Origin of the sequence: Corynebacterium sp. p3-SID1056 (assembly GCF_025152525.1) — a bacterium.
In the GTDB taxonomy this organism is placed as follows: domain Bacteria; phylum Actinomycetota; class Actinomycetes; order Mycobacteriales; family Mycobacteriaceae; genus Corynebacterium.
Genome location: NZ_JALXXL010000002.1, coordinates 307,701 through 330,555, shown reverse-complemented (window position 1 = coordinate 330,555; position 22,855 = coordinate 307,701). Strand labels below are relative to the sequence as shown.

The 22,855-nt window shown below is 65.2% G+C and carries 25 protein-coding genes; 14 read left to right on the top strand and 11 right to left on the bottom strand.

Annotated elements, in window-relative coordinates; genetic code table 11:
• The first annotated feature begins 19 nt into the window (after positions 1 to 19).
• Positions 20 to 1,600, top strand: a complete 1,581-nt coding sequence (locus tag M3G14_RS03285) for a long-chain-fatty-acid--CoA ligase (RefSeq protein ID WP_259924612.1) — start codon at positions 20 to 22, stop codon at positions 1,598 to 1,600.
• 9 nt (positions 1,601 to 1,609) lie between these two features.
• Here the strand turns inward: M3G14_RS03285 and M3G14_RS03280 are convergent, their stop codons facing one another.
• Positions 1,610 to 2,236, bottom strand: a complete 627-nt coding sequence (locus M3G14_RS03280) for a TetR/AcrR family transcriptional regulator (RefSeq protein WP_259924611.1) — start codon at positions 2,234 to 2,236, stop codon at positions 1,610 to 1,612.
• Positions 2,237 to 2,411: 175 nt separating this feature from the next.
• On the opposite strand from M3G14_RS03280, the gene M3G14_RS03275 reads away from it, so the two are divergent.
• Genes M3G14_RS03275 through M3G14_RS11640 form a run of 5 tightly spaced genes read left to right on the top strand, consistent with a single transcriptional unit; the run spans position 2,412 to position 7,522 of the window.
• Complete coding sequence (locus tag M3G14_RS03275) at positions 2,412 to 3,170, top strand: 3-hydroxyacyl-CoA dehydrogenase (RefSeq protein WP_259924606.1); 759 nt, start codon at positions 2,412 to 2,414, stop codon at positions 3,168 to 3,170.
• A 2-nt stretch (positions 3,171 to 3,172) separates the two neighbouring features.
• On the top strand, positions 3,173 to 4,153 hold the full coding sequence (locus M3G14_RS03270) for a nitronate monooxygenase family protein (protein WP_259924604.1): 981 nt from the start codon (positions 3,173 to 3,175) through the stop codon (positions 4,151 to 4,153).
• A 35-nt stretch (positions 4,154 to 4,188) separates the two neighbouring features.
• Positions 4,189 to 4,959, top strand: coding sequence for an electron transfer flavoprotein subunit beta/FixA family protein (locus M3G14_RS03265; protein WP_259924603.1), 771 nt, complete (start codon positions 4,189 to 4,191; stop codon positions 4,957 to 4,959).
• A 13-nt stretch (positions 4,960 to 4,972) separates the two neighbouring features.
• Positions 4,973 to 5,953, top strand: a complete 981-nt coding sequence (locus tag M3G14_RS03260) for an electron transfer flavoprotein subunit alpha/FixB family protein (RefSeq protein ID WP_259924602.1) — start codon at positions 4,973 to 4,975, stop codon at positions 5,951 to 5,953.
• 3 nt (positions 5,954 to 5,956) lie between these two features.
• Complete coding sequence (locus M3G14_RS11640) at positions 5,957 to 7,522, top strand: cytochrome b/b6 domain-containing protein (protein WP_311201344.1); 1,566 nt, start codon at positions 5,957 to 5,959, stop codon at positions 7,520 to 7,522.
• A 13-nt stretch (positions 7,523 to 7,535) separates the two neighbouring features.
• Here the strand turns inward: M3G14_RS11640 and M3G14_RS03245 are convergent, their stop codons facing one another.
• Positions 7,536 to 8,258, bottom strand: a complete 723-nt coding sequence (locus M3G14_RS03245; protein WP_259924600.1) for a TIGR02206 family membrane protein — start codon at positions 8,256 to 8,258, stop codon at positions 7,536 to 7,538.
• A gap of 262 nt (positions 8,259 to 8,520) precedes the next feature.
• On the opposite strand from M3G14_RS03245, the gene M3G14_RS03240 reads away from it, so the two are divergent.
• The 3 genes from M3G14_RS03240 to M3G14_RS03230 all read left to right on the top strand — a co-directional run bounded on the left by M3G14_RS03240 (position 8,521) and on the right by M3G14_RS03230 (position 11,635).
• Positions 8,521 to 9,630: a hypothetical protein gene (locus M3G14_RS03240; RefSeq protein WP_259924598.1), complete on the top strand. Its 1,110-nt coding sequence runs from the start codon at positions 8,521 to 8,523 to the stop codon at positions 9,628 to 9,630.
• The gene (locus M3G14_RS03235; protein ID WP_259924597.1) at positions 9,623 to 10,459 is read left to right on the top strand and encodes a hypothetical protein; all 837 of its coding nucleotides are present in this window, start codon (positions 9,623 to 9,625) and stop codon (positions 10,457 to 10,459) included. Before M3G14_RS03240 ends, M3G14_RS03235 begins: the two co-directional genes overlap by 8 nt.
• Before the next feature lie 63 nt (positions 10,460 to 10,522).
• Positions 10,523 to 11,635 (top strand): MFS transporter, encoded by a 1,113-nt coding sequence (locus M3G14_RS03230; protein WP_259924683.1) that lies wholly within the window; start codon positions 10,523 to 10,525, stop codon positions 11,633 to 11,635.
• Here the strand turns inward: M3G14_RS03230 and M3G14_RS03225 are convergent.
• Entirely contained in the window at positions 11,604 to 12,263 is a 660-nt protein-coding gene (locus tag M3G14_RS03225; RefSeq protein WP_259924596.1) for an ABC transporter ATP-binding protein, read from the bottom strand. The genes M3G14_RS03230 and M3G14_RS03225 overlap by 32 nt on opposite strands.
• Positions 12,264 to 13,244 carry an FtsX-like permease family protein gene (locus M3G14_RS03220; RefSeq protein WP_259924595.1) on the bottom strand — a complete coding sequence of 327 codons (981 nt, stop codon included), beginning with the start codon at positions 13,242 to 13,244 and terminating at the stop codon, positions 12,264 to 12,266.
• A 126-nt stretch (positions 13,245 to 13,370) separates the two neighbouring features.
• On the opposite strand from M3G14_RS03220, the gene M3G14_RS03215 reads away from it, so the two are divergent.
• Together M3G14_RS03215 and M3G14_RS03210 are read left to right on the top strand one after the other, a co-directional pair.
• Positions 13,371 to 14,480 carry a sensor histidine kinase gene (locus M3G14_RS03215; protein ID WP_259924594.1) on the top strand — a complete coding sequence of 370 codons (1,110 nt, stop codon included), beginning with the start codon at positions 13,371 to 13,373 and terminating at the stop codon, positions 14,478 to 14,480.
• Positions 14,477 to 15,076, top strand: a complete 600-nt coding sequence (locus M3G14_RS03210; RefSeq protein ID WP_259924593.1) for a response regulator transcription factor — start codon at positions 14,477 to 14,479, stop codon at positions 15,074 to 15,076. The genes M3G14_RS03215 and M3G14_RS03210 overlap by 4 nt, the downstream gene beginning before the upstream one ends.
• Here the strand turns inward: M3G14_RS03210 and M3G14_RS03205 are convergent.
• Positions 15,069 to 16,247: a multidrug effflux MFS transporter gene (locus M3G14_RS03205; RefSeq protein WP_259924592.1), complete on the bottom strand. Its 1,179-nt coding sequence runs from the start codon at positions 16,245 to 16,247 to the stop codon at positions 15,069 to 15,071. The two genes, M3G14_RS03210 and M3G14_RS03205, sit on opposite strands and share 8 nt — an antisense overlap.
• 30 nt (positions 16,248 to 16,277) lie before the next feature.
• On the opposite strand from M3G14_RS03205, the gene M3G14_RS03200 reads away from it, so the two are divergent.
• From M3G14_RS03200 to M3G14_RS03190, 3 genes are read left to right on the top strand one after another with little or no spacing between them, the layout of a single operon-like run.
• Complete coding sequence (locus tag M3G14_RS03200) at positions 16,278 to 16,778, top strand: hypothetical protein (RefSeq protein ID WP_259924590.1); 501 nt, start codon at positions 16,278 to 16,280, stop codon at positions 16,776 to 16,778.
• Entirely contained in the window at positions 16,778 to 17,713 is a 936-nt protein-coding gene (locus M3G14_RS03195) for a hypothetical protein (protein WP_259924588.1), read from the top strand. Before M3G14_RS03200 ends, M3G14_RS03195 begins: the two co-directional genes overlap by 1 nt.
• 30 nt (positions 17,714 to 17,743) lie before the next feature.
• Positions 17,744 to 18,991 (top strand): plasmid pRiA4b ORF-3 family protein, encoded by a 1,248-nt coding sequence (locus tag M3G14_RS03190; RefSeq protein ID WP_259924583.1) that lies wholly within the window; start codon positions 17,744 to 17,746, stop codon positions 18,989 to 18,991.
• Here the strand turns inward: M3G14_RS03190 and M3G14_RS03185 are convergent.
• The 6 genes from M3G14_RS03185 to M3G14_RS03160 are packed head-to-tail and all read right to left on the bottom strand — an operon-like array spanning position 18,978 to position 22,799.
• Entirely contained in the window at positions 18,978 to 19,304 is a 327-nt protein-coding gene (locus tag M3G14_RS03185) for a DUF202 domain-containing protein (RefSeq protein WP_259924582.1), read from the bottom strand. The genes M3G14_RS03190 and M3G14_RS03185 overlap by 14 nt on opposite strands.
• Positions 19,301 to 19,687 carry a YidH family protein gene (locus tag M3G14_RS03180; RefSeq protein WP_259924581.1) on the bottom strand — a complete coding sequence of 129 codons (387 nt, stop codon included), beginning with the start codon at positions 19,685 to 19,687 and terminating at the stop codon, positions 19,301 to 19,303. Before M3G14_RS03180 ends, M3G14_RS03185 begins: the two co-directional genes overlap by 4 nt.
• A 14-nt stretch (positions 19,688 to 19,701) precedes the next feature.
• The gene (locus M3G14_RS03175; RefSeq protein WP_259924579.1) at positions 19,702 to 20,187 is read right to left on the bottom strand and encodes a VanZ family protein; all 486 of its coding nucleotides are present in this window, start codon (positions 20,185 to 20,187) and stop codon (positions 19,702 to 19,704) included.
• A gap of 30 nt (positions 20,188 to 20,217) precedes the next feature.
• Positions 20,218 to 20,940 carry a hypothetical protein gene (locus M3G14_RS03170; protein ID WP_259924578.1) on the bottom strand — a complete coding sequence of 241 codons (723 nt, stop codon included), beginning with the start codon at positions 20,938 to 20,940 and terminating at the stop codon, positions 20,218 to 20,220.
• A gap of 44 nt (positions 20,941 to 20,984) precedes the next feature.
• Positions 20,985 to 21,683 carry a hypothetical protein gene (locus M3G14_RS03165; protein ID WP_259924577.1) on the bottom strand — a complete coding sequence of 233 codons (699 nt, stop codon included), beginning with the start codon at positions 21,681 to 21,683 and terminating at the stop codon, positions 20,985 to 20,987.
• A 15-nt stretch (positions 21,684 to 21,698) separates the two neighbouring features.
• Positions 21,699 to 22,799, bottom strand: coding sequence for a hypothetical protein (locus M3G14_RS03160; RefSeq protein WP_259924575.1), 1,101 nt, complete (start codon positions 22,797 to 22,799; stop codon positions 21,699 to 21,701).
• Between the last annotated feature and the right edge of the window lie 56 nt (positions 22,800 to 22,855).

The window sequence follows — 22,855 nt, the reverse complement described above, 5'->3', positions numbered from 1 at the left end:
TCACTCGAAGGATGCCCCTATGACTATCCCACCCACCACCCAGGCAGACCTCAACGACCTCTACACCGCCCGCGACATCAGTTGGATCAGCGCGATCCGCCGCCACGCAACGATGGTCCCCGACGCCGTGGCAATCGAAGAAGGAGATGTCACTCTCACGTGGCTGGAGTTTTATGACCGCATATGTTCACTGGCGAACGCACTCGCTGCACGTGGCCTCAGCTTTGGGGACCGTGCAATGGTAGTAAGCGGCAACAGCCACAAAATGCTCGAGTACATACTCGCAGCTCAGCTGTGCGGCGCACTCGCTGTTCCGGTCAACTTCCGTTGCACGGTCGGCGAGCTGGTCTACACCGCTACTGACGCTCGGCCGAGCTTTGTGCTGAGCGACGCGAATACGATGGAGACGGTCAGCGAAGCCTGCAAGGTTGTTCCACACGAGTTACGCCACATCACCCTCGCCGATCACGCGCCTGAGGGCGTGTATTGCTACAACGCGCTCATGGATGAAGATTCACCGGATTTCCTCCACCCGGAAATTCCCTCTCGCACTCCGGCATTCATTCTATACACTTCTGGCACCACAGGACGCCCTAAAGGCGCAGTACTCACTCACCAGAATCTCCTTTCAAATGGCGTGACGGTTCTTGCGGCCTTTGAAGGAGTCCGGGAACAGGATGCTTTGCTCGTCTGTACCCCAATGTTCCACATTGCCGCACTGGGAACCATGTCAATCCTTATTCTCAACGGAGGCCGTGTGGTGATTCAACCATCTACCTCGTTTGACGCAGACGAGATACTCACAGCGCTCGAGCAACGCCGCATCACACTTTCTTTTATGGTTCCCACGCAGTGGCAGTTGGTCGTCGACCAGGCGAAAAAGAAGACCTACGAACTTGATGCACTGCGCATCCTAGGCTGGGGTGCAGCTCCCGCCACAATTAAGCTTCTGACCGACATGAACGAGGTCTTTCCAAAAGCGAGTGCGGTCGCTTTCTTTGGCCAGACCGAGATGGCACCCGTGACATGCACACTCGAAGCCCGGTACGCGAGGAAGAAAGTCGGCTCCATCGGCAAACCAGTCCCGCAAGTAACTGCCCGTGTCGTGGACGAAGACATGAATGATGTTCCTCGCGGCGAAGTCGGCGAGATTGTCTACCGCGGCTCCGGCATGATGCTGGGATATTGGAACGATCCCAAGCGCACTGCGGAAGCGATGGAAGGCGGCTGGTTCCACTCGGGCGACCTCGTATACGTGGATGAGGAAGGGTTCTACTATGTCACCGACCGCAAGAAAGACATGATTATTTCGGGCGGAGAAAACGTCTACTCTGCGGAGGTGGAAAATGCACTATCTTTCCACCCAGCCATTCATGAGCTCGCTGTTGTGGGCAAACCACATAAAAAATGGGGAGAGACACCAGTAGTGTTCGTCCAAGTAAATGAAGGATTCGATGTGCCTACGGTGGAGGAAATTCGCGATTTTGTATGCAAAGAACTCGCAAAATTCAAGATTCCCACCGAGGTCTACTCCATCGACGCACTCCCGCGAAACACTGCCGGGAAGGTCCTCAAGACTAAACTGCGAGAACTCCTGTAGGGATTCTCTCTACCGGTCGCCCGCCTCCGCCAAGGCTAGCGCAAGGCGGGCATATTTTTGCGCCACTACCTCAGGAGAATCGGGCCCGTCCATACGAAACCACACCGCTATGCCTTGAATCGCGCTTAACAGGGCCCGTGAGATATCGCTCGGCGAAGCGTACGTCGCGAAGCTTCCCTGATCTTGACCACGCCGAATGATCGAACGCAGCATGAGCTCCAAACGATCTCGACGCTCCGCGTAGACCTGAAGATTCTCACCCTCGAGCGAGCGAATCTCACTATCCAAGAAGGCAAGCTCGCGGTAGTTGGCCATGTAAAGGCTCAACGCCTCTGTGAGGTTTACCAACTGGGCGCGAGGATCATCACCTGCGGCTTCAATACTGGCCTGGGCTTTCTGCTCCGCAATATCCATGGAGAAATCCAGGAGCGCGACGAGCATGTGCTGCTTACTGTCGTAGTGGTAGTAGAGCGCAGGAATAGTGACGCCCACGTCGCGGGCAATCGCGCGGACGGTCGTGGCGTGGTACCCGCGCTTTGCAAAATGCTTCAGGGCTACGGCCAGAATGCTATCGAGTTCCAATGGGGGAAAGTCCCGCCAGTTCGAGGCAGGTGTGGGGGTAACGCTCCTAGACACAACCGGATTCTACCGCGAAGCACCCGTCCACGAAAACCTTCACATCTGGCGCGCAGAACGACCTATCAAAGAAATTCATTTCGCCAAAACCGTTGCGCCCCGTTTACCACAGCGCTATCATTATTTAACGATCGCTAAGTAACGCGGATCACACTACTACCGAGGGAGAGATTTTATGCACATCAATGGAAAGACGGCCCTTGTCACCGGCGGTGCCTCTGGGCTTGGCCTTGCAACAACCCGCGCTCTCACCGCGGCCGGAGCGCACGTCGTGGCGGTGGATCTACCGAACGCTGACCAGCCCCAGCTCGCCGCACTCGGCGACGCGGTCACCTTCGTTGGCGCTGACGTCACAGACGAGCAAGCCGTACAGCAGGCAGTGGAAACCGCGAACGCGAACAAGACGCTGGCAATCGTGGTCAACTGCGCCGGAATCGGCAACGCCATCAAAACCGCCGGCTCGAAGGGCCCGTTCCCACTCGACGCCTTCCAGAAGGTGATCAACGTCAACCTCGTCGGCACCTTCAACGTCATCCGCCTGGCCGCACAGGCAATGCTGGACAACGCCCCGGACGGGGAGGAGCGTGGCGTGATTGTTAACACCGCCTCCGTGGCCGCGTTCGACGGCCAGATGGGCCAAGCCGCCTACACCGCGTCCAAGGCCGGCGTTGCTGGCATGACCCTGCCCATCGCCCGAGACCTGTCCCGCGCACTCATCCGCGTCTGCACAATCGCGCCCGGCACCTTCGAAACGCCGATGCTTGCGTCGCTACCGCAGGAAGTGCGAGACTCGCTGGGCAAGCAGGTTCCCCACCCCTCCCGTCTGGGCCAGCCCGCAGAGTACGCGCAGCTGGTGCAGGCAATTGTGGAAAACCCGATGCTCAACGGTGAAACCATCCGCCTCGATGGAGCGATTCGAATGGGGCTGAAGTAGTTATGCCGAAGATCCGTACCCGCATCACCGAGCTGCTCGGCATCGAGCACCCCATCATCCAAGGAGGCATGCAGTGGGTTGGCCGCGCCGAGCTCGCCTCCGCCGTATCCAATGCCGGCGGCCTGGGCATCCTCACTGCGCTGACACAGCCCACACCGGCTGACCTCGCCGCGGAAATTGACCGCTGCCGCGAGATGACAGGCAAGCCCTTCGGTGTGAACCTCACCATCCTGCCGTCGATTGCGCCGCCGCCATACGCGGAATACCGGCAGGTCATCATTGATAAGGGCGTACCCGTCGTGGAGACGGCAGGCTCCAACCCGGCCGAACACATCCCTTACTTCCACGACGCGGGCATCAAGGTCATCCACAAGTGCACCTCCGTCCGCCACGCAGTGAGTGCCCAACAGGCCGGGGTCGACGCACTTTCTGTCGATGGTTTTGAGTGCGCCGGGCACCCCGGCGAAGACGATATTCCAGGGCTCGTGCTGCTGCCCGCCGCGGCAGAGAAACTTGACGTGCCCTTCGTCGCTTCTGGCGGTATCGCCGACGGCCGCGGGCTTGCGGCAGCGATGGCGCTAGGTGCCGAAGGTATCAACATGGGCACGCGCTTCTTGTGCACCGAGGAGGCACCAGTCCATCGCAACGTCAAGGAAGCCATCGTTGCCAGGGATGAGCGCGAGACGGAGCTGATCTTCCGCCCGTTGAAGAACACCTCGCGCGTTGCCCGCAACGACGTGTCCATTGAGGTGGTGGAAAAGCTCAACCAAGGTGCCCAGTTCGAGGACATTCGCGAGCTTGTCCGCGGCGTTCGAGGCCGGGAGGTTTACGAGACCGGCGACCTCAACGCTGGCATCTGGACCTGTGGCATGGTGCAGGGCATTATCCACGACATCCCCACCTGCCAGGAACTGCTCACCCGTATCGTCGACGAGGCGGTGGAGACCATCTCCGACCGTCTTGCAGGCTTCGTCACTGCTTAATCCCATTCATTTAACCCCGACTAGAGGAAGTCCCTATGCGCATCGCTGTACTGTTCAAGGAAGTCCCGGATACTTACGGAGACCGCGACCTCGATCTGGAGACTGGTCTCACAGATCGCGGTAGCGATAACGTCCCTGATGAGATTGGGGAACGCGCAGTTGAGGCCGCTTTGGCACTCGCAGATGCGCATGGGGCTGAAGTCGAAGTACTTTCTGTCGGCCCCGAGGCAAGCCAAGCGAGCATCCGCAAGGGTCTCGCGATGGGGGCCACCGCCGCTCACGTGGTCACTGACGACGGCCTTATCGGTGCCGACCTCACACTGACCGCAGAAGCGCTCGCCGCCCTGGTGCGTCGCGGGGAATACGACCTGGTCGTGGCGGGAAATATCTCCAGTGACGGCAACGGCGGTGTAATCCCAACGATGGTCGCTGATCACCTTGGATGGCCGAACCTGACCAACCTCACCTCCGTGGAGATCGACGGGCAGACGCTCACCGCACACCGGGCTAGCGACGGGGTCGACCTCACGCTGACCGCTGAGCTGCCCGCCGTCGTTTCCGTCACCGAGGCGTTCCCAGACCCGCGCTTCCCAAACTTCAAGGGACTGATGGCGGCAAAGAAGAAGCCGCTCGATGTGCTAAGCCTCGCAGACCTCGACATCGACGCCGAAGACTTCCGACCCGCCCGCGCCATCATGGTCGATGCCACGAAGCGCCCACCACGCGAGGCCGGCACCGTGATCCAAGACGATGGCACAGGGGCCGAGCAGCTTGCCGAATTCCTTGCCCAGAACAAGTTGATCTAGACCGGAGCTCACCATGACCCAGGCACCTGTACTCGTCGTCCTCGACGAAGCCACCCACCAGGCCATCCCTACGTCCGCAGCTGAACTCATCGGCGCTGCAAGCACAATCGGCACCCCGGTCGTGCTCGCCACCACTACGATGGGTGAAGAAGACGCGGTTGCCAAGGCACTCGGCGAGGCCGGAGCGCAGCGCGTCCTGCTAGCAGACATCCCAACGGACGCACTCACGGTTCCGCTTGCCGACGCCACCAAGGCCGCCATCGCACACACCCAGCCGGCCGCGATTGTGTTTTCCAATTCCGTTGCGGGGCGCGATGTCGCCGCCCGAGTTGCGGTCCGCCTTCGCAAGGCACTGCTTATCGACGCCACGTCGATCCGCCAGGACGAAGAAGGCATCATCACCGACCACTCCGTCTTCGGTGGCAGCTACCTCTCTGTCGCGGCGGCAACGTATGGAGCGCCGGTCATCACGCTGCGCGAAGGCAGTGTGGATGCGCGTGCGGAGGCGGTGCAGGCGAGCGTCGAGAAGCTTGAGCTTGCTGTTGACAAGCCAAGCTCCCGCGCGGCCACAATTACCAACACCGCCCAAGCCGAGCAAACCTCCACCCGTCCTGCCCTGCGCACCGCAGAGAAAGTTGTCTCCGGCGGGCGCGCACTAGGATCCCCGGAGAAGTTTGAAGAAGTCGTCGGCGGGCTCGCCGATGCACTCGGCGCGGCGGTTGGAGCCAGCCGCGTGGCAGTTGATACCGGCTACGTGCCCCCGGAGCACCAGGTGGGACAAACCGGTGTGGTGGTCTCGCCGCAGCTCTACGTGGCGCTCGGCATCTCGGGCGCAATCCAGCACCTCGCTGGTATGCAGACCGCCGACACCATCGTGGCGATCAACAGCGACCCCGAGGCTCCGATCTTCGAGATTGCAGACTTCGGCGTGGTCGGCGACATCTTCGAGGTGGTGCCGCAGCTGATTGCCGCCCTCAACGACCGGAAAGGCTAAACCATGAGCATTGCACTCCGACGGGGCATGCCGAGGGTCAAAGGCGGCGAGCCCTGGCCACCCGGAGACGCAGTCGGGCCAGACGACACCGCCGCTCCTCCGCCGCCAGCAGCAGCTCCGGTGGCTGCCGAGCCGAGTGAACCCGTGAGCAGTCAGGCCGAGCACTCACCCGCTCTCGAGGAGGTAACGCTTCGGCGCGGCCTCCCCCGAGTTCGCGGGGGTGAACTGTGGCCGCCGCAAACCACAGTAAGCGTGGAATCCGCGCCGGAACCGGCAACTACAGCACCGGTAAGCACTGCTCCAGTAGCTGCCGCGTCGGCTCCCGCAGCATCGAAGGCCGAGTCCGACACCGAGCTAGAGCAGGTCACGCTTCGTCGCGGGATGCCGCGCGTCGCCGGTGGCCCGCCTTGGCCAACCACCGCGACCGTCGAAGTACCCGTGCAACGGGTCGCCGAAGCTCCCAAAGCCGCTGAAGCTGCCCCGGTCGTCGAGACACCAACGGAGACGCCAGCGCCCAAACCACAGGGTGCGCCCACACAGGAGCCCGCACCTGCAGCACCCCAGCCGAAGCCGCAGCCAAAACCAAAGGCGGAACCAAAACCACAGGCAAAGCCGCAGGGTGCGACCACAACCGAGCCGAAGGTCTACGGCCGCTACACCGCAGCCGGTTGGTCATGGCGGATTCTGAGCGGGGTACTGGTGCTCTTCATCCTCGCCGGCATGGCTGTGATGAGCGCGCGCTACCTTGTAGAAACGACCGCCTGGGGCCAAGATCTCGTGGCGAAGTACCCGGGGGCGCAGCCGCTCCCCAACGGCGCGCCCGTGGGGATGCCGCGCTGGCTGAACTGGGCTCACTTCTTCAACATGTTCTTCATGGTGCTGATCATTCGCACCGGTCTGCAGGTCCGACACGAGCGTAAGCCTGAGGCGTACTGGGCACCGCCATGGGCACCGAAGAAGAAGATTAGCGTCACGCTATGGCTCCACCAGTGCCTCGACGTGCTGTGGGTGATCAACGGCCTGGTCTTCTACGTGCTGCTCTTTGCCACGGGGCACTGGCAGCGAATCGTCCCCACAAGCTGGGAGACATTCCCCAACGCGCTTTCCTCAGCATTGCAGTACCTCACGCTGAACTGGCCGCCCGAGAACGGGTGGGTGCACTATAACTCCCTGCAGGAGCTCGCATACTTCACCACAGTATTCATAGCGGCACCGTTGGCTATCGCCTCGGGGTTCCGGATGAGCAGTTTCTGGTCCGACAAGTGGAAGGGTGCGGGCCAGGTGTTCTCAGCCAACTTGGCGCGAAAGCTACACTTCCCGATAATGCTCTATTTCGCCGTGTTTATTGTCGTCCACGTCACTCTCGTCCTGCTCACGGGTGCGCGGCGTAACTTCGCCGGCATGTTTGCCGGGCAAGGCTCCGTCGACCCGAGCGAATACGCGCAGAGCTGGACTGGCGTACTGCTCTTCCTCGGATCGCTCGTACTCATAGCGCTGGCATGGGCAGCCGCCCGCCCTATGTTCGTGGCACAGGCGGCCAGTCTGACCGGCAAGGTGAGCAACCGCTAGCCCAGCCGCCGCGCTACCACCGCCTCCCCGCCCACGTCATCGCAGCCCAGACCGCGGGGACACCGGGAACAACAATGAAGAGGTAGTACGGCCACTTGCCAAAGAGCTCGAGGATCGACCATCCGCGCGGGTGGCCGGCGAGGAAGCCGTAATTGCCCCCGGTGAGCTTGTTGGCCTGGGTCGCAAGCCCCGCCCAGGCGATGGTGATCGCTGTGGTGATGCGCCAGTCGCGCCAGCTGGGACGGTAGCCAAGGCCGAAGGTAAGCACCGTGGGGACGACCAGGGCGGCGCAGTGGAAGAACCAGTACGCAAGCTCCTGCAGGCCGGGACGGTCCTGCACGTAGGCCATGTCGGGAAAGAGCAGCGCCATCGGGTTGAGCAGAAAGCCCCAATAGAAGGACAGGGCGGTGACCGTGGGGTGATCCGTCAACAGTGCCACCGGGGTGATCACGCGCAGGAAGTCGGTGATGTGGAAAGGTGCCGTCTCATCCCACACGAGATTTCTGGGTGCGAGCACCCAGAGGTAATAGGCCGCCACCGTTATTCCCAGCACGGCACCGGCGACCTTGCGCGCGGCCTTCACAGTACTGCGCGGCAGGTTCCGGGCGGCAACCACAAGGATGCCGCAGCAGAGGATGAGTACGACGAGCACGGAAAGATGCCGGGCGTCGTATTGCGTCATCGTCCGGTAGGTGCGACCGTTGCGCGAGGTCCAGTCCGCTGGTTGATACGGCATAAGCCTTGAGGATAACGCTCACCTGCCGTGTAAGAATGACACGCATGTAACTTCTAAGCTTTCGCGCCTCATTCTTATCTTTTCTCACCCCCGCTTTAGGGCAATTCCCACCCCAAAGAAAAAGAGAGCGGGGTCACATACTCGCCGGTCAGCGCCGGGGAGCTGGGCGTATATACATAATCCCAGCTGTTTCCGTGTTTTTTATCTAGACAGCAGTAAACGGAAGGCCTTTATTTATACGACGCTCAGCTAGACTGAAAATGTGTTCAACAATCAGAAGTTCGCAGCAGCAGCCACCGCAGTCGCCCTGGGCGTGTGCGCTGTCATTGCGCCACAAGCGCAGGGCGCTACCGTTGGTGCGAACACTGATGGTGTATGCCAGATTTCCCTCAATGACCAGGAGAAGCAGGAGTACCGCCGCGTAGCTCACGCCTCCATCCACTTCAAGATGGATGACACCTGGCGCGACGCTTTCGAGACCGCTTTCCCCGCGGCAGCAGACATTGCCGCCGAATTTAAGGACTACTACCAGGGTCCTAAGCGTCAAGCGTTCAACAATAATTTGATGGAAAACCTCGAGCTCTGGGCGCAGCGCGTCTCCGAGGAGACCGGGGTCTCCCAGGATGCATCCTTCTGGTACTTCTCCTATCTGTGGAACGGCCTTGCCACGTCGAGCGACGCGGATCTCGCCCTCGCTACCTACTGGGAGAACGTCGACCGCGCACTGCAGGCAGGCGAGATCGCTGCCAATGAGGAGCCGAATGAGTCCGTCTTTACCCCGGTGCCGACGCTGGCAGGCCTGGAGAAGGACCGCAAGGCTCAGTTCCCGCAGCTCGCCTCGCACGACGCCGCAGCGTGGGCCGACGCCTTTGACAACTCGGAGGCACTCCAAGACTACCGCCTCGGTGCCGCGTTCGAGACCGTGTTCGCGCAGGCCAGCCTCGACTGCGCGAAGGGCGGGGACACCTTCGCCCTCTTCCCCACCGCAGGGGAGAACCCGGACGCCAAGCGCGCCGCAGCGCGTACTGCAGAGCGCACCGACCAGGGTGCCGTCGTCGTCGCACCTGCGGATCAGGAAAACGACAGCACCGTCGCCCCCACTGAGGAGCGCAGTGTCACGGTGAACGAGGACGGTTCGACTACCACCCGCATCGTGCGCACTGGCGACAACTCCAACGTTGACGTCACGGTCACCACGAGCGCGAACTCCACCACCGTCATTACGGATGATTCCCAAGACAAGGAGAAGCAACAGGCAGCCGCAGACGCATCTCAGGTGAAGACTGTTGCAATGGACAGCGGCCTGATCGCCGCGATTGTCCTCGCAGTCCTGGCAGCCCTCGGCGGCGTCGCCGCAAGCTTCCTTGGCTAAGCGTTACGCACTTGCCACCGCAGTCGCCCTGACCTGCGGTGGTTTTGTCGTCCCACACGCACACGCAGCACCCGCCGAGCAGGCGTGCACGGTCGAACTCGACCCGGAGCCCTTCGCGCAGGCAACCGATACCGCGCACCGCTATCTCGAGCGCGATACCCGGCAAAGCCGGGACCGCTACGCCTCGTTCCGTGCAGCTTTCCCCGAGCTCGCCACCGTCGAAGCGGATGTGCAGCGCCGCATCCGCGACGAGGAACTCGGTGTCTACCTCGCCGAGGAGCACTTCGCCGACCCGTCGACGATCGAGTACCGTTACGCCGTCGAGCGCTTCGCGGAGGAGGATCTCCCCGAAAGCGTCGCTGCCTGGTACCTCTCCCGACACGCGCTGACCCGCATTCAGGTCACCCCGCCGATGGACGAGATTGAGAAGTATCACGCCTTCGTCGCCACGGAGGGCCACATCCCGGTCGGCCCCGACGACCCCAAGTGGTTCGTCCACACCGGCATCGCCACCGACCCCGAGGGCATCGCGGCCGCCCTACAAGCACGTTTCGAACAACTGAGTACACCGATGGCGCAGCGCTGGGCGGAGAAACTCGCCACCACGAGGTCCTATGAGACGGCGCGTGCCGTCGACGCCTACGCCGACCGTTTCGAGTCAGCCCGCCGCGACTGCGAAGCGCAGCGCCTCCAGGGCCAGGGCATGGCCGGGGCCGCAACCCAGGCACCGGCACCACAGACGCGTCCCGCCGCAGTCATCGCCGGCGTCGTCATGCTGTTGGGGCTGCTCGGTTACGGCGCATTCGCGTATGTCACCTACTACGCCTAGATTGTTGGCGTGACCTCCGAGCTGAAATCTCCCCAGCAATTCCCCGTCATACCACTCGCGGCGATGGGCTTCGCCGCCTTCGTCTACGTCACCTTCGAAATGTTCGCCGTCGGGCTGATTACGCCCATGGCGGCGGACCTCGGCGTCTCCGAGGGTCAGATCGGTCTGCTCATGAGCGTGTACGCGGGGCTGGTGGCCGTGGTGACCATTCCGCTGATGGCCGCAACACGCAACGTCAACCGACGCCCGCTGTTCATGGCCACCCTGGGCTTTTTGCTCGCGGGTATCGTGCTCCAGGCCATCGCGCACACCTACTGGGTGCTGGTGGCCGGGCGCGTCGCGGCGGCGCTCACGCACGGGCTGTTCTGGTCGCTGGTCAATCCGATGGCCGCGCGCCTCGCTCCACGCGGCATGACGGGTAAGGCAGTGGCCGCGGTCTCGCTGGGTTCCACCCTCTCGCTGGTGGTCGGCTCGCCGTTGACCACCTCGCTCGGCGGGATGATCGGCTGGCGCGGGGCGACCTGGGTGCTCGGCGTCGCGACGCTTTTCGCGTTTGCGCTGCTGCTCAAGACGCTGCCGAGCATGCCCGCGATCCCGCCGTCCCCGCGGGACGGGGCGCAGAAGACGCGCTCGGCGATCCCCTCGCTCGTCGTCTTCCTCGCCTTCTCCGTGACGGCGGTCTTCGCCACCTTTACCTACCTCGCGCTCTTGGTGGAGGCGACCGCCGGCCACGCGCTCGTGCCGATCGGGCTCGGTGCCTACGGTGCCTTCGGGCTCGTCGGGGTGCTGCTCGCGGGCAAGCGTGTCGACGCCCGCATGATCCGGCTCAACGGCTACGCCGGGGTGATGCTTATCATCGCCGCGCTCGTCGGGATCCTCGCGCTGCGCGCGGGCTCGGGCGTGGGCATGTTTGTCATGATCGCCATCTTCGGTACCGCGGCGGGCGCGCTGCCCACCGTGGCGACCACTATCTTCTTGTTCGCTGGGAAGCGCAACCAGGACCTGGCCAGCTCGATCTACGTGGTGACCTTCCAGGTCGGCATCGCTTCTGGTTCCGCGCTCGGTGCGGCGGCAGTGGATGCGGGCTACCTCGCGGGCACCTTGGTGCTCACGCTGCTGCTCGCGGCCGGCGGGTTTGTCGTGCTTACGCTGCTCTCGCGGCCGCGGCTTCGCTAACCTTGCCGTCCGCGACGCGGACAACCTCGTCGGCGGAGGAGATCAGCTCGGCTTCGTGCGTGACAAAGCCGCATGCGATGTCGCGTTCCTGCACGAGCCTGCGCAGCAGCGCGACGATCTCGTGGGAGCGATCCGAGTCCAGCGCGGCGGTCGGCTCGTCCGCCAAGATCAGTGAGGGCTCGCCCATCAGCGCGCGAGCAATACCGACGCGCTGGCGCTGGCCGCCCGAAAGCTGCTGCATCTTGCGGTCGCCGAGGCCCTCGAGCCCCACGGTGGCGAGCAGCTCGTCGGCGCGGTCGTGGCGCGGTGTGATTCCGCGGATGTGGTCGGTGACCAGCAGCTGATCGCGTACATTCAGCGCGCCGATGAGGTTAGCCTGCTGGAAAATCATGCCGATTTTTTCGAGGCGGACGCGGGTGTCGACCGGTGCACCGTCGATAAGCACGGAGCCCGAATCCGGGGTGAGCAGGCCGGCGGCGGCCGAGAGCAGGGTGGACTTGCCCGAGCCGGACTCACCGACAATGAAGGTGAGGTGGCCGGGGGTGGCTTCGAAAGAGACGTTGTCGAGCGCGGTGAGGCGCTCCTCGCCGTCCTGGAACGTGACGGTGACGTTTTCCATGTGCAACATTTACGCGATACCTCCGAGTGCGAGTTGGGGTTCAACCTTGGTGATGGAGCGGGTGGCAAAGAGGGCGCCGGCCAGGCCGAGGAGCCAAATGAGCAGCGGCGGGCCGAAGGTGGTCGCCGTCGTCAGGGCGAAAGGCACCGTGGAGCCGAGGAGGCCGCCCAGGCCCACGGCGACCGCAGCGCCGAGGATCACGCCGATGCCCAGCACAATTGCGGACTGGCCCAGCGCGTCCTTGCGCAGGTAGCCGTTCGGCGCGCCGATGGCCTTCAGGATGGCCAGGTCGCGCGTGCGCTGCATCGTCCACACGGTGAGGAAGGCGACGATGACCAGTGCGGCGATGATGTAGAGGAAACCCTGAATCATCAGCAGCGAGCCCTGCTCAGAGCCGTACGCAGGCAGGGCGCTGTACGAATCTTCAAGCTTCATGCCGCGGCCGTCGCTGGCCAAAAGGACGGTACCCTGCGCGTCGGTGTGCATGGCCGCCTGCCAGTCGGCGGTCGGCACCCACAGCACCGGCGAGTGCGAGTACTCCAGGTCCTCCACGGTGCCACCCACCGTCATCGGCGCGCCGCCGACGGTGAGCTTTTCGCCCTCGGCCAGGCCGAGCGAGGCGGAGGCGACCACGGCGTCGCCGAGGACGTCCCCGCTGGGCAGCGTGGTGCCCTCCGGCAGGCCCAGGACGGCAACGGACTCTTCGGTGCCGTCGGCGCGGGTGAGCAGCGTCTGGCCGGTGCCCAGCGGCACGTCGCCAGACTGCACATCAGCGCTGTCGATGCGCGAGGTGGTGTAGGAGGGCTCGTCCATATCCGCGAATACCACGGATTCGGGCTCGAGCGCCTCGAGCGCCGACGTATTTTGCTTGCCAAGGCCTGCTGTCAGGCCCGTGAGCACGACGACGAGGAGCGTGATCAGCCCCACGACGCCAATGATCATGCCGAAGCGGCCCTTGGCGCTTCCAATTTCTCTCAATCCAACGAACATGGCTCAATTATGGGTCTGGCCTGCACCTATATACATCGAGCACGTGGTGGAACTTGTGCTCAACCGTTTGGTTGATTCCTCTCCGACCGGGTGGGGAAGTGCGCATTGGTCGTTAGGCTGAAGGGCGTGCAATACACGAACCGTATGCTTGCCGTACTCAGCGTCGGCCTCCACCTCTTGGTGGCGGTCCTGCTGCTCGTGGGGCTTCTCGCCGACTTCGACCCGCTCGCCGTCCTCTTCGGCGCCTGGTATCTGGCCGGCACCGCGCCCTATAACCGCGGCGTGGAGTTTCGTCAGCGCACGCAGTGGGCGTGGCTCGCCGTCATCGTCGCGCTGTGGGGCTGGCTCACCTACCGCTCCGAGGCCTACGTGTGGCTGGAGTTCCCGCTGGTCATGCTCGGCGTCTTCCTGCTCCCCACGCTTGCGGGACTGGCGCTTTCCGCAGCACTGCTCGCGACGACCCTGGCAGTGACGGTGCCCGAATCGGGCGTGAGCGGGGCGATCGGCCCGGTCATCGGCACGGTGCTGGGAGTGATCATCGTGCACTCCTACACCATGCTGCGCGGGGAGGCCGAGCACTACAAGCAGCTTGCCTTAAGGCTCGAGGTGGCGGAGCGCTCCCGCGGCGCGGCAGAGGAGCGCGCCCGCCTCTCCCGCGAAGTCCACGACACGATGGCGCAGGGCCTAAGCTCCATCGTGCTGCTCGGCCGCGCCTTGGACAAGCAGCTTGACCACGACACCGCAGACGCAGCCCGCGAAACGCTCACCACCATCCGCAACGTCGCGGCGGAGAACTTAGCGGAGGCCCGCCGATTCGTCGCCGTCAATGCCGAAGGCGGTGCCGGCCAGCCGCCGCGGCGCACCCTGCCGGAGCAGGTCCGCGAGCTGGCGCGGGCGGCGGAGGACCGGCAACGCGCGCTCGGCGAGCCGCTCGAGGTGCGCGTCAACGTCGTCGACGTGGTGGGACCGGCCGCGGAAGTGGCCGAGCGGGTGGTCCGGGAGGGCCTGAGCAACGTGGTGCGCCACGCGGAGGCCTCCAAGGCGGTGGTCACGGTGGATAGGCTGGGAGACACGATCACCGTCGACGTCTTTGATAACGGCCGCGGCATGTCCGGGAAGGAGGGCTTCGGTCTGAAGGGCCTGCGCGCCCGCGTCGAGGAGGCCGGCGGTGAGCTTTCGGTCGAGGGCAACGTGCTCGCGGCCACCATTCCCGCCCAGCTGAAGGAGGCAGAATGATTCGGGTCATGCTTATCGACGACCACCCGGTCGTCCGCGCCGGACTCCGCGCAGTCCTCAACTCCTTTGGGGACATCGAGGTCGTCGCGGAAGGCACCGACGGCGCCGCAGAGGTCCCCGAGGGCGTCGACGTCATCGTCACCGACATCCAGATGCCCAACGTGGACGGCATCGAGGTGACCCGCCGCGCGGTCGCCGCGGGCGGACCGCCCGTGCTCATCCTCACCACCTACGACACGCAGGCCGACGTGGTGGCCGCGGTGGAGGCGGGCGCGCTGGGCTACCTGCTCAAAGACGCCCCCGAGGAGGAGCTCCACGACGCGGTGGTCAAGGCCGCGAACCGCGAGCGCGTGCTGTCCGCCCAGGTTGCGGGCGTGCTCGCGGAGCGGGTGATGCGGCCGGAGGAGGCGCTCTCGATACGCGAGATCGAGATCCTCAAGGCGCTGCAGACCGGCGCGTCGAATAAGCAGCTGGCGGCCAGCCTGTTCATCTCGGAGGCGACGGTGAAAACGCACCTGATCCACATCTACTCCAAGTTGGGCGTGGACAACCGGACCGCGGCGGTGGACAAGGCGCGGGAGCGCCGCATTATTTGAGTTCGCGCTTGGTGGTCAAACCGAGCACGGCCGCCGCGGCGAGCACCGCGCAGCCGAGCGTGCCCAGCGCCATGGCGAGCATGTGGTTGGTGCCCAGGGCGACGAGCGGGGGCATCGCCGCGGCGATGATGAACTGGCAGAAGCCCAACGCGCCCGAGCCCGCGCCGGTGCCGATGTCGCGGACTTCCTCCACGGCCAGCGCCGAGGCGTTCGCCATGATGAACCCGCCCATCAGCGACAAGACGGCGAAGAAGGGCAGCGCCCACAGGGTGGGCGTGGTCAGTGCGAAGGTGAGGAGGATGAGGGCGACGCAGGCGTCGATAAGCAGGGCCCCGACAAGCAACGAGCGCGGGTGCTTGGCGCGCAGGGCGCGCATATTCAGCGTGTTGGAGACCGGGATGAGCAGGGCCATGCCGCCGAAGATCAGGCCGTAGGCCGTGCTGCCCAGGCCCAGCTGCGACTGCAGGACCAGCGGCGAGGCCGCGATGTAGGCGAACAGCGCGCCGAAGCCCAGGCTGCCGGCGAGCATGTAGCCGACGAACGCGGGGCGGCGCAGGCACTGCCACATGCGCGGAAACAGCGAGCGCAGCGCGCCGGCCGAGCGCTTGTCTTCCGGCAGGGTCTCCGGCATGCGGAAGGCGAGGACGGCCTGGACGACGTTTAAGGCGACGAGCAGCCAGAACACGCCGCGCCAGCCGACGACGGGCAACATGGTGCCGCCGATGATCGGGGCGATCGCCGGGACGAAGCCGGTCAGCGCCATCAGGCCGGAAAACGCGCGGGCTGCTTGTTTTCCGTGCGAGACGTCCGGCACCACCGCCCGCGAAACTGCCTCCAGGCAGCCCGCGGCCAGGCCCTGGATGAAGCGGGCGACGATCAACGGCCAGATGCCCGGCGCGAGCGCACAGGCGACGGAGGCGGCGAGGAAGACTGCCGAGGCCGCCACGATCGGGGCTTTGCGGCCGGTGCTGTCCGAGATCGCGCCGAAGACCAGGTTGCCCAGCGCCATGCCCAGCATGAACCCGGAGATGGTCAGCTGCGCGATCGCTGGGGTGGTGCCCAGCTCCGCGGTGATCGTAGGCATGGCCGGCAGGTACATGTCAATGCCGAAGGGGGCGACCGAGGAGAAGAACGCGAGGGCCACCAACAGCCCGGGTGAAAGTTTTTGCACGGCAGGTACCATACCCGTATGAGCACCGAGATGAGCAACGTAGTGGGCGCCTGGTGCGGCATCGTGCTGCCTCCGCGCGCGGATGCCGTAACTGTGGCGGGGAGCCTTGCTGAGGTCGCAGGTTCGACAGTGCGCTTCGGCGGCCTGGAGCTGGACTATGCCGGCCCTTCGGCCACTGGGTCGTTTACCCCAGAGCCTTTCACGCTGCGCTCGGTGACGACGCGGGTGAGCGGGAAGGCGTATGTGTTGGCCGGCTCGCTGTTCGGGCGACAGTCGCCTTTGAATACCCCGGAGGGTGTGAGCGCCGCCGTCCTTATTGTTGAGCCCGGCGCGGAGATCGCCTTTACGTGCGAGGACACGCTCGCGTACGCGATGGTGGCCTGCACCGAGGGTTTGCACTTTGACAATGTCGCCGTGCCCGCCGGCTCCTTCGGGCGCACGCGTGCAGGTCACGCCACCCACGCGGTGAAGAACACGGCTGACCAGCAGGCAGTAGCTGTGATTTTGGGCGGCCGCCCCGTGACAGACTGATGAGCCGCGGGCTCACCTTCGACACCCTGCCGCCGCCGGGGCCCGCCTGGGGCGGCAGCCTCATGGGCACCTCGCTGATGGCCACGCTCATGCTCACCAGCGGGTTCGAAGGTGTGGCGTGGCCCTTTGCAGTGTTAGGCGCGGCGATCTTCGTGCTGCTCTTGGTCGGCTTCGCCGTCTACCGCACCCCGCGCTTCCAGCAGGACCTCATGGCGCCGTGGGCGATGTGGTTTATCGGCATCATGGCGCTGGGCACCGCGTGGACCAAGCTCACGGGCGCGCACTGGTGCATCCTCGCCGGGTTTTGGGTGGGCGCGCCGCTGAGCCTGGTGGCATACGTCAACCAGCTGCGACGCTTCAGCGGCACGCCGAACTTTGCGTGGGGCCTGCCGCTGGTGGGGCCCATTATGGCGTCGAATACCGCGGGCTCGATCGCCGAGCTGACCGGGGTGCGTACCTATTGGGCGCTCGGCATCGTTTTCATGGTGCTCGCGGTCATCGCCGCCTACCCGCTGTTTTTCCGTGTCTACCTCGCGGCTTTTCGCGGCGAGGCGGACATCGCGGGACCGGCCGCCGCGACCACGTGGATCCCGCTGGGGGTGGTGGGCCAGTCCACCTCCGCGATCGCGCTGCTTTTTGGTACCCGGGTGGAGATCGTGGTGGGCAGCGCCCTGCTCGTCCTGGCCATCCCCATGGTGCTGTTCGCCATGTGGCACTTCTACCCGGCGGTACTCAAGTGGGTCGACTACTCACCGGCCTGGTGGGCGTCCACCTTCCCCACCGGGGCGATCGGGGTGGGCGGCTACTCGCTGGCGAGTGCGTGGGACTTGGAGTGGCTCAGCACAATCGCCGCGGTGTTGCCCGCGCTGTTGATCCTGCACTGGAGCCTGTGCGCCGCCCGTTTCCTTTCCTGGTGGGTTGCGCTCCGCCGGTGAGCGGGCGCTGCGGCACGTAGGCTGGTGGCCATGATCGTCACAATGCTGTTCACCGTGGAGGGGGCCCGACCCGAGATCAGTCGGTGCGTGAATGTGGAATCCCACCTGGATCTGAGCCGCCTGGCCCAGATCATCGACGCATCCCTCGGGTTCTCGGGCGCGGCCGGACACCTGTTTATCCACCAAGACGAGGCGAAGCGGGAGGTGTTCGCGGAAAACCCGGGCCCGGGCGAGCGCTCGATGGCCTCGCTCACGGTGGGCGAGATGCCGCCGCTGCTCTACGTCTACGACCCGGCGGCGAATTGGAACGTGACCGTCCGCCGCATCGGGCAGTCCTCGCTGGAGGGTCCCACCCCGCTGCTCGTGCACGCCCAGGGCCCGGACGTGGTGGAGACTGCCAACGGGCCGGAGATGATGACGCGCCTGCACGAGGAGGCCCGCAACCTGGCCGCCGGCCTGCCGCCGAACATGGAGCTCACCCCGCTGCTGCTCGGCTGCCTGCCGGTGATGACCCCGGATCGGATGCTCGACCGGCTCAGCGTGGTCGACCAGGTCGCGGTGGCCACGCGCATGGGGTTCGTGGGCGAGGAGATCGAGGTCCCGGAGCAGGATCTCAGCCCGCTTTTCGACGCCTTCCTTACCCACCGCCCCGACCTCAAAGAGGTCCTGGACACTGACCCGGCCCCGGAGAACAACCCCACGCTGATCGCGGCGTTCAACGAGTTCTTCGAGGACACCGTGCTGCCGATGCGGGGTGCGAGCGCAGCCGACATGGAGGCACCGAAGGGCTTTTCCCCGGTGCTCGCCCGCTTCTTGGCAACGCTCGGCCCGCGCGCCCCGCTGACGCAGCGGGGCAGGCTGAAACTCAACGTCGTGCGCTCGCTTGTCGACGAGCTCGGGCTGCCGCCCTTCCCCCACAAGCCCCGCGAGGACACCTGGGAGCCCATTGCGCTCGGGCGCGTACTGCTGGAAAAGCTCGGTCTTGTGGCTCGGGATGGCGAGTACCTCGTACGCACCCCAGCCGGCGAGGCCTTCCTGGCCAACCCGTCGATTCAGGGCCGCGAGGCCGAGATCTTCGACGCCTGCGAGGACTTCTTCGAGGCCTGGATCTGGGACTTGCTGGTGGAGTTTCTCACCGGGGACCTGATGCACGCCACCTCGCCGGTCGTAGACGGCCCCATCGACACGCTCTTCGTGCTGGGCGGGCTCTACGAGATGGGCGACATCAGCGTGATCTCGGACGAGCTGACCGCGGTGCTTACCGCTAGGCCACGATGACCACGTAGAGGGCGAGCCCGCCGAGGACGCACATCGCCAGCGTCATCGCGAACACCGCGGCCACGTTCGGCGCGGAGTGCTCGTTGGCCAAGTGGAGCGCGTCGTGCCGGTAGACGCGCCTGTTCAGCGCGATGATCACCGCGGCCACCAGCGCCAGCAGGACAATCACGGTGAAGATGACACCGGGGTACGCGCTCGACCAGCGCAGCAGCACCGAGGAACACACCAGCATCGCGAGCGCGGTGCGCCCCCAAGACAGCGCGGTGCGCTCCGGCTGCAGGCCCGGATCCGCGACCGGGATGTGGCGTGTCAACTCACACTCACCAGTACGACCACTGCGGCGATGAAGATGCCTACGCCCAGCACCGGCACGATCGCCGGGGCCGGCAGCGGCCGCCCGTGGCGCAGGGCGCGCTCGAGGCGTACCCAGCGAACGGCCGCCCCCAGCGAGATCGCCATGGCCAGCACCACGATCAGCGCCGCGATCAAGGTGCGGGTGGCCGGCTCGATGCCGGGCAGGTCGAAGGCCTCGATCGCGATCCCGCCGGCAAGGAACGCGAGCGCCGTGCGCGTCCAGGCGAGGAAGGTGCGCTCGTTGGCCAGGGTAAAGCGCGGGTCCGGCTCCGCGCCGTCTGGGAACACCACGCGCGTGAACCAGCCGCGCGAAGGCTTCGGCGGGGTTGCTGGTTGACTCATGCCGCCCAGCCTACCTACCGTGCAGGGCTCCCCAGCGCGACGTAGGGCACGAGGATCACCACGGCGCACGCGATGCACAGCCACACCGTGGTGGGCGACTTGTGCAGCCGCGCAGCGTACGCGCCAAGCAGCCCGCCCGCGGTGTTGAAGACCAGGTCGTCCATATCGCTGTAGCCGGCGGCGAGCAGGTATTGCGCTGCTTCGACAGAGAGGCTGGCGATGAGGCAGAAACAGGTGGTGGCGGCGACGGAGCGTCGATAAGCGAGATAGCCCACGGGGAAGAAGAGGGCGAGGTTGCCGACGAGATTGAACCAGGGGCCCCACCACACGCGGTAGTGCTCGAAGGAGACGAGGGGGTCGAGGCGGATCTGCCGGATCTGGTGCACCTCCGCGTCCCACACCCCGGGGACGGAAATGTAGGCCTTGCCCACGGTGAAAGCGAGCACGAAAAGCACGCTCACCAGCAAGGCGAGCGTGTGTAAGGCGCGGGAAATTTTCACTGACGCGACAGTAGCGGCGCAAGCTGAGTGCTAGCTGGTAGCTTCCTCTGGCAACGGTTGGCCGGAGACTTGCATGTACGCGTGCGCGAACGCGAGCAGGCTGAACGGCAGCGTGAACAAGAGCCCCAGGCCGGCGAGGGCAAGGCCCACGAGGTTGAGCACGGTCGAGGCGAGGCTGATTGCGAGGAGTGCGCCGTAGTTGCGCAGGCCCGCTCGCATTCCGGGGCGGGCCGCGCGCCACACGCTCATCCCGTCGGCCGCATACAACATGACCATCGAAGCGAGAGGGGCGAGCAGGTTGATCCACACAATCACGCCGGCGACCAGCCAGAACACGCCGGTCTGGTAGAAGGGCGCGCCCTGGTTGAGGCCGCGCGCGGCGAAGAGCTTTGCCAGGGGGCCGGTGACCGCAGTCGACCACGCGGTGAGCACGCCGACGCACGCGGCGACGACGAACAGGGAGGTGAGCAGCGTTTCCTGGTATTCGGTGGCGCGTACCTGGGTCAGGCGGAAGCGGCGCTCGCGGGTCTGGCGCAGCGCAGTCACCGAGGAGATGGGGATGATCAGCGCGGCGATCACCAGCGGAGTGGTCACCGGCAGGAGGACGAAACTCAAGGCGATGGCAGCGATGCCGATGGCGCTCAGTGGCACCCACAACCGCCAGTTCCCCACCGCCGTGCGCCAGCCCCAGGCAAGTGCTGTGCCCGCGCGGATGGTGCCGAGGGCGAAGGAGTCACTGGAGGCGGGCTGCATACCTTCGAAGGTAGCAAGAAGCACTCGCCCGCGGGCTGGATCGGTCAACCGGATATCTGCCGGTAGCCCCGCGCGAACGTGAGGGATAAAAACGCGATGATCGGCATGGCGATCAGCGGGGCAAGGCGCGCGTATTCGTGCGGGATAAGCGTGCGCAGGTAGATTCCCGCGGCCGTGGGTAGCGCGGCGAGTACGAGGGCGAAAAGCGTCTTGTCCAGGTTCTTCGCGCCTGCTTTCAGGCCTAGGGTGGCGGCCTCTGGCAGCGGGAAGCGGCCGTCGGCGGCGTAGGTGAAGATGAAGACGCAAAGCGCGAGCACCACGGCGAACACGGCCGTGGCGATGGCGAGCGCGACAAACTCGGGCCCAAGGAACCAGGGGCCGGAATCCGGCGGCGGGGGTGCGGGAAAGTCTTTGAGGCCGACGGCCATGAATATCCCGAAGGTCACCAGGGCGTACATGGCCGCAAAGCCAGCGAAGGGCGCGGCCACGACGATAACGCGGAAGAAGCCGGAGTAGGTAAGCTGACGCAGCTGGAGATTCGGATTCGCCGAGTTCTGCACCGCCACCACCAGCAGCAGCGGCGCGGCCAGCCAGCCGAGGAAGGGCAAGGCGATGCCGGCGAGACAGGCGAGCAGGATGGCCGGCAGCCACAGCCGCCAGCCCGTGACCAGCGCACGGGCGGCCCAGGCGTAGGCCGGCACCACAGCAAAGCCGCGGATCGGCCTGGGCTGTTGGGGCTCCATGCGCGCGGGTGGTGCTTAGAACGTCTGCGGGGCCGGTTCGCCTGGGACCGGGCCACCGGAGATCTGGCGGTAGGCGTGCGCCATCGCCAGGACGACGGCCGGGGCGGTGGCAACGAGGCCGACGAAGGCCAAGAGCGAACCGAGGCCGATGAGCAGGCCGCTGAGAATCGACAGGCCCAGCAACGGCAGGTAGTTGCGCTTGCCCGCGGCGAAGCCCGCCTTCATGACCTCGCCGAAGGAACCGGCGTTGTCAGCGGCGTATAAGGTCTGCATGCTCAGGAACGGGGCGGCCAGCAGCGCCACCAGGATGAGGACGCCGACGAGACCCAACATCCGGCCGAAGAGCGGGCCGAAGGCCATCGGGTCCTCTTCAATCATCGAGGGGTCAGTCGGTAGCGTGCTCGGATCCAGGCTGGAGAAGATGCCGATGCCAAAGATCAGGGCGAGGACGAACATCACGGCGAACATGATCAGACCAACGACGACGGATACGCCGAGGGTCTTGCCGTAGGCGGGTGCCTTCACGTCGCCGAAGCCGAACTTGCGCGACAGCGTCTGCTGCAGGCCCGCCGACCACACCACCGGGTAAATGAAGATGGAGGCCAGGCCGAGCAGACCGGTCGGCTCGAAGGTGCTCGCCGCCATGAAGACTGCCGCGAGCAGGCCGAAGAGCAGCCAGGTCTGCCAGTTGCCAGAGGTGGTCTTGAAGCCCCAGGACAGCGCCTCCATGACGCTGAGCTTGCCGGTGCCCTTAGTGTGCGTGAAGCCGTTGTTGGCCGGGTCGTTGATCGGGTGCGGGCTCGTGCCGTCGCCGAAGGTGCCGTCGACAAGCTGCTGGCCGTGGTAGCGCAGCGCCGTAGCGCCGGCGGCACCGGCCGCGGCGTTGACGTCGAACTGGTCAAAGCTGTGCTGGTCGTAGCTGTTCTGGTCGTACGACGCCTGCTCGTAGGAGTTCTGCTCGTACCCGGGCCACCCCGAAGCACCAGCGTTTTCCGGGTGGCTGCCGGCCGGGTTCTCCGGGTACGGCTCGAAGCCCCCGTAGGGGCTCGACCCGCCGGTGCCGCCAGTGTCGCCTGCGCCGTTCGGGTTGGTATTTCCGTCGTTCGGTGTAGTCATGCGGCCGATAATAACAGCCGTTTTGCACACACCGCCGACGCACAGGCAACGCCCAG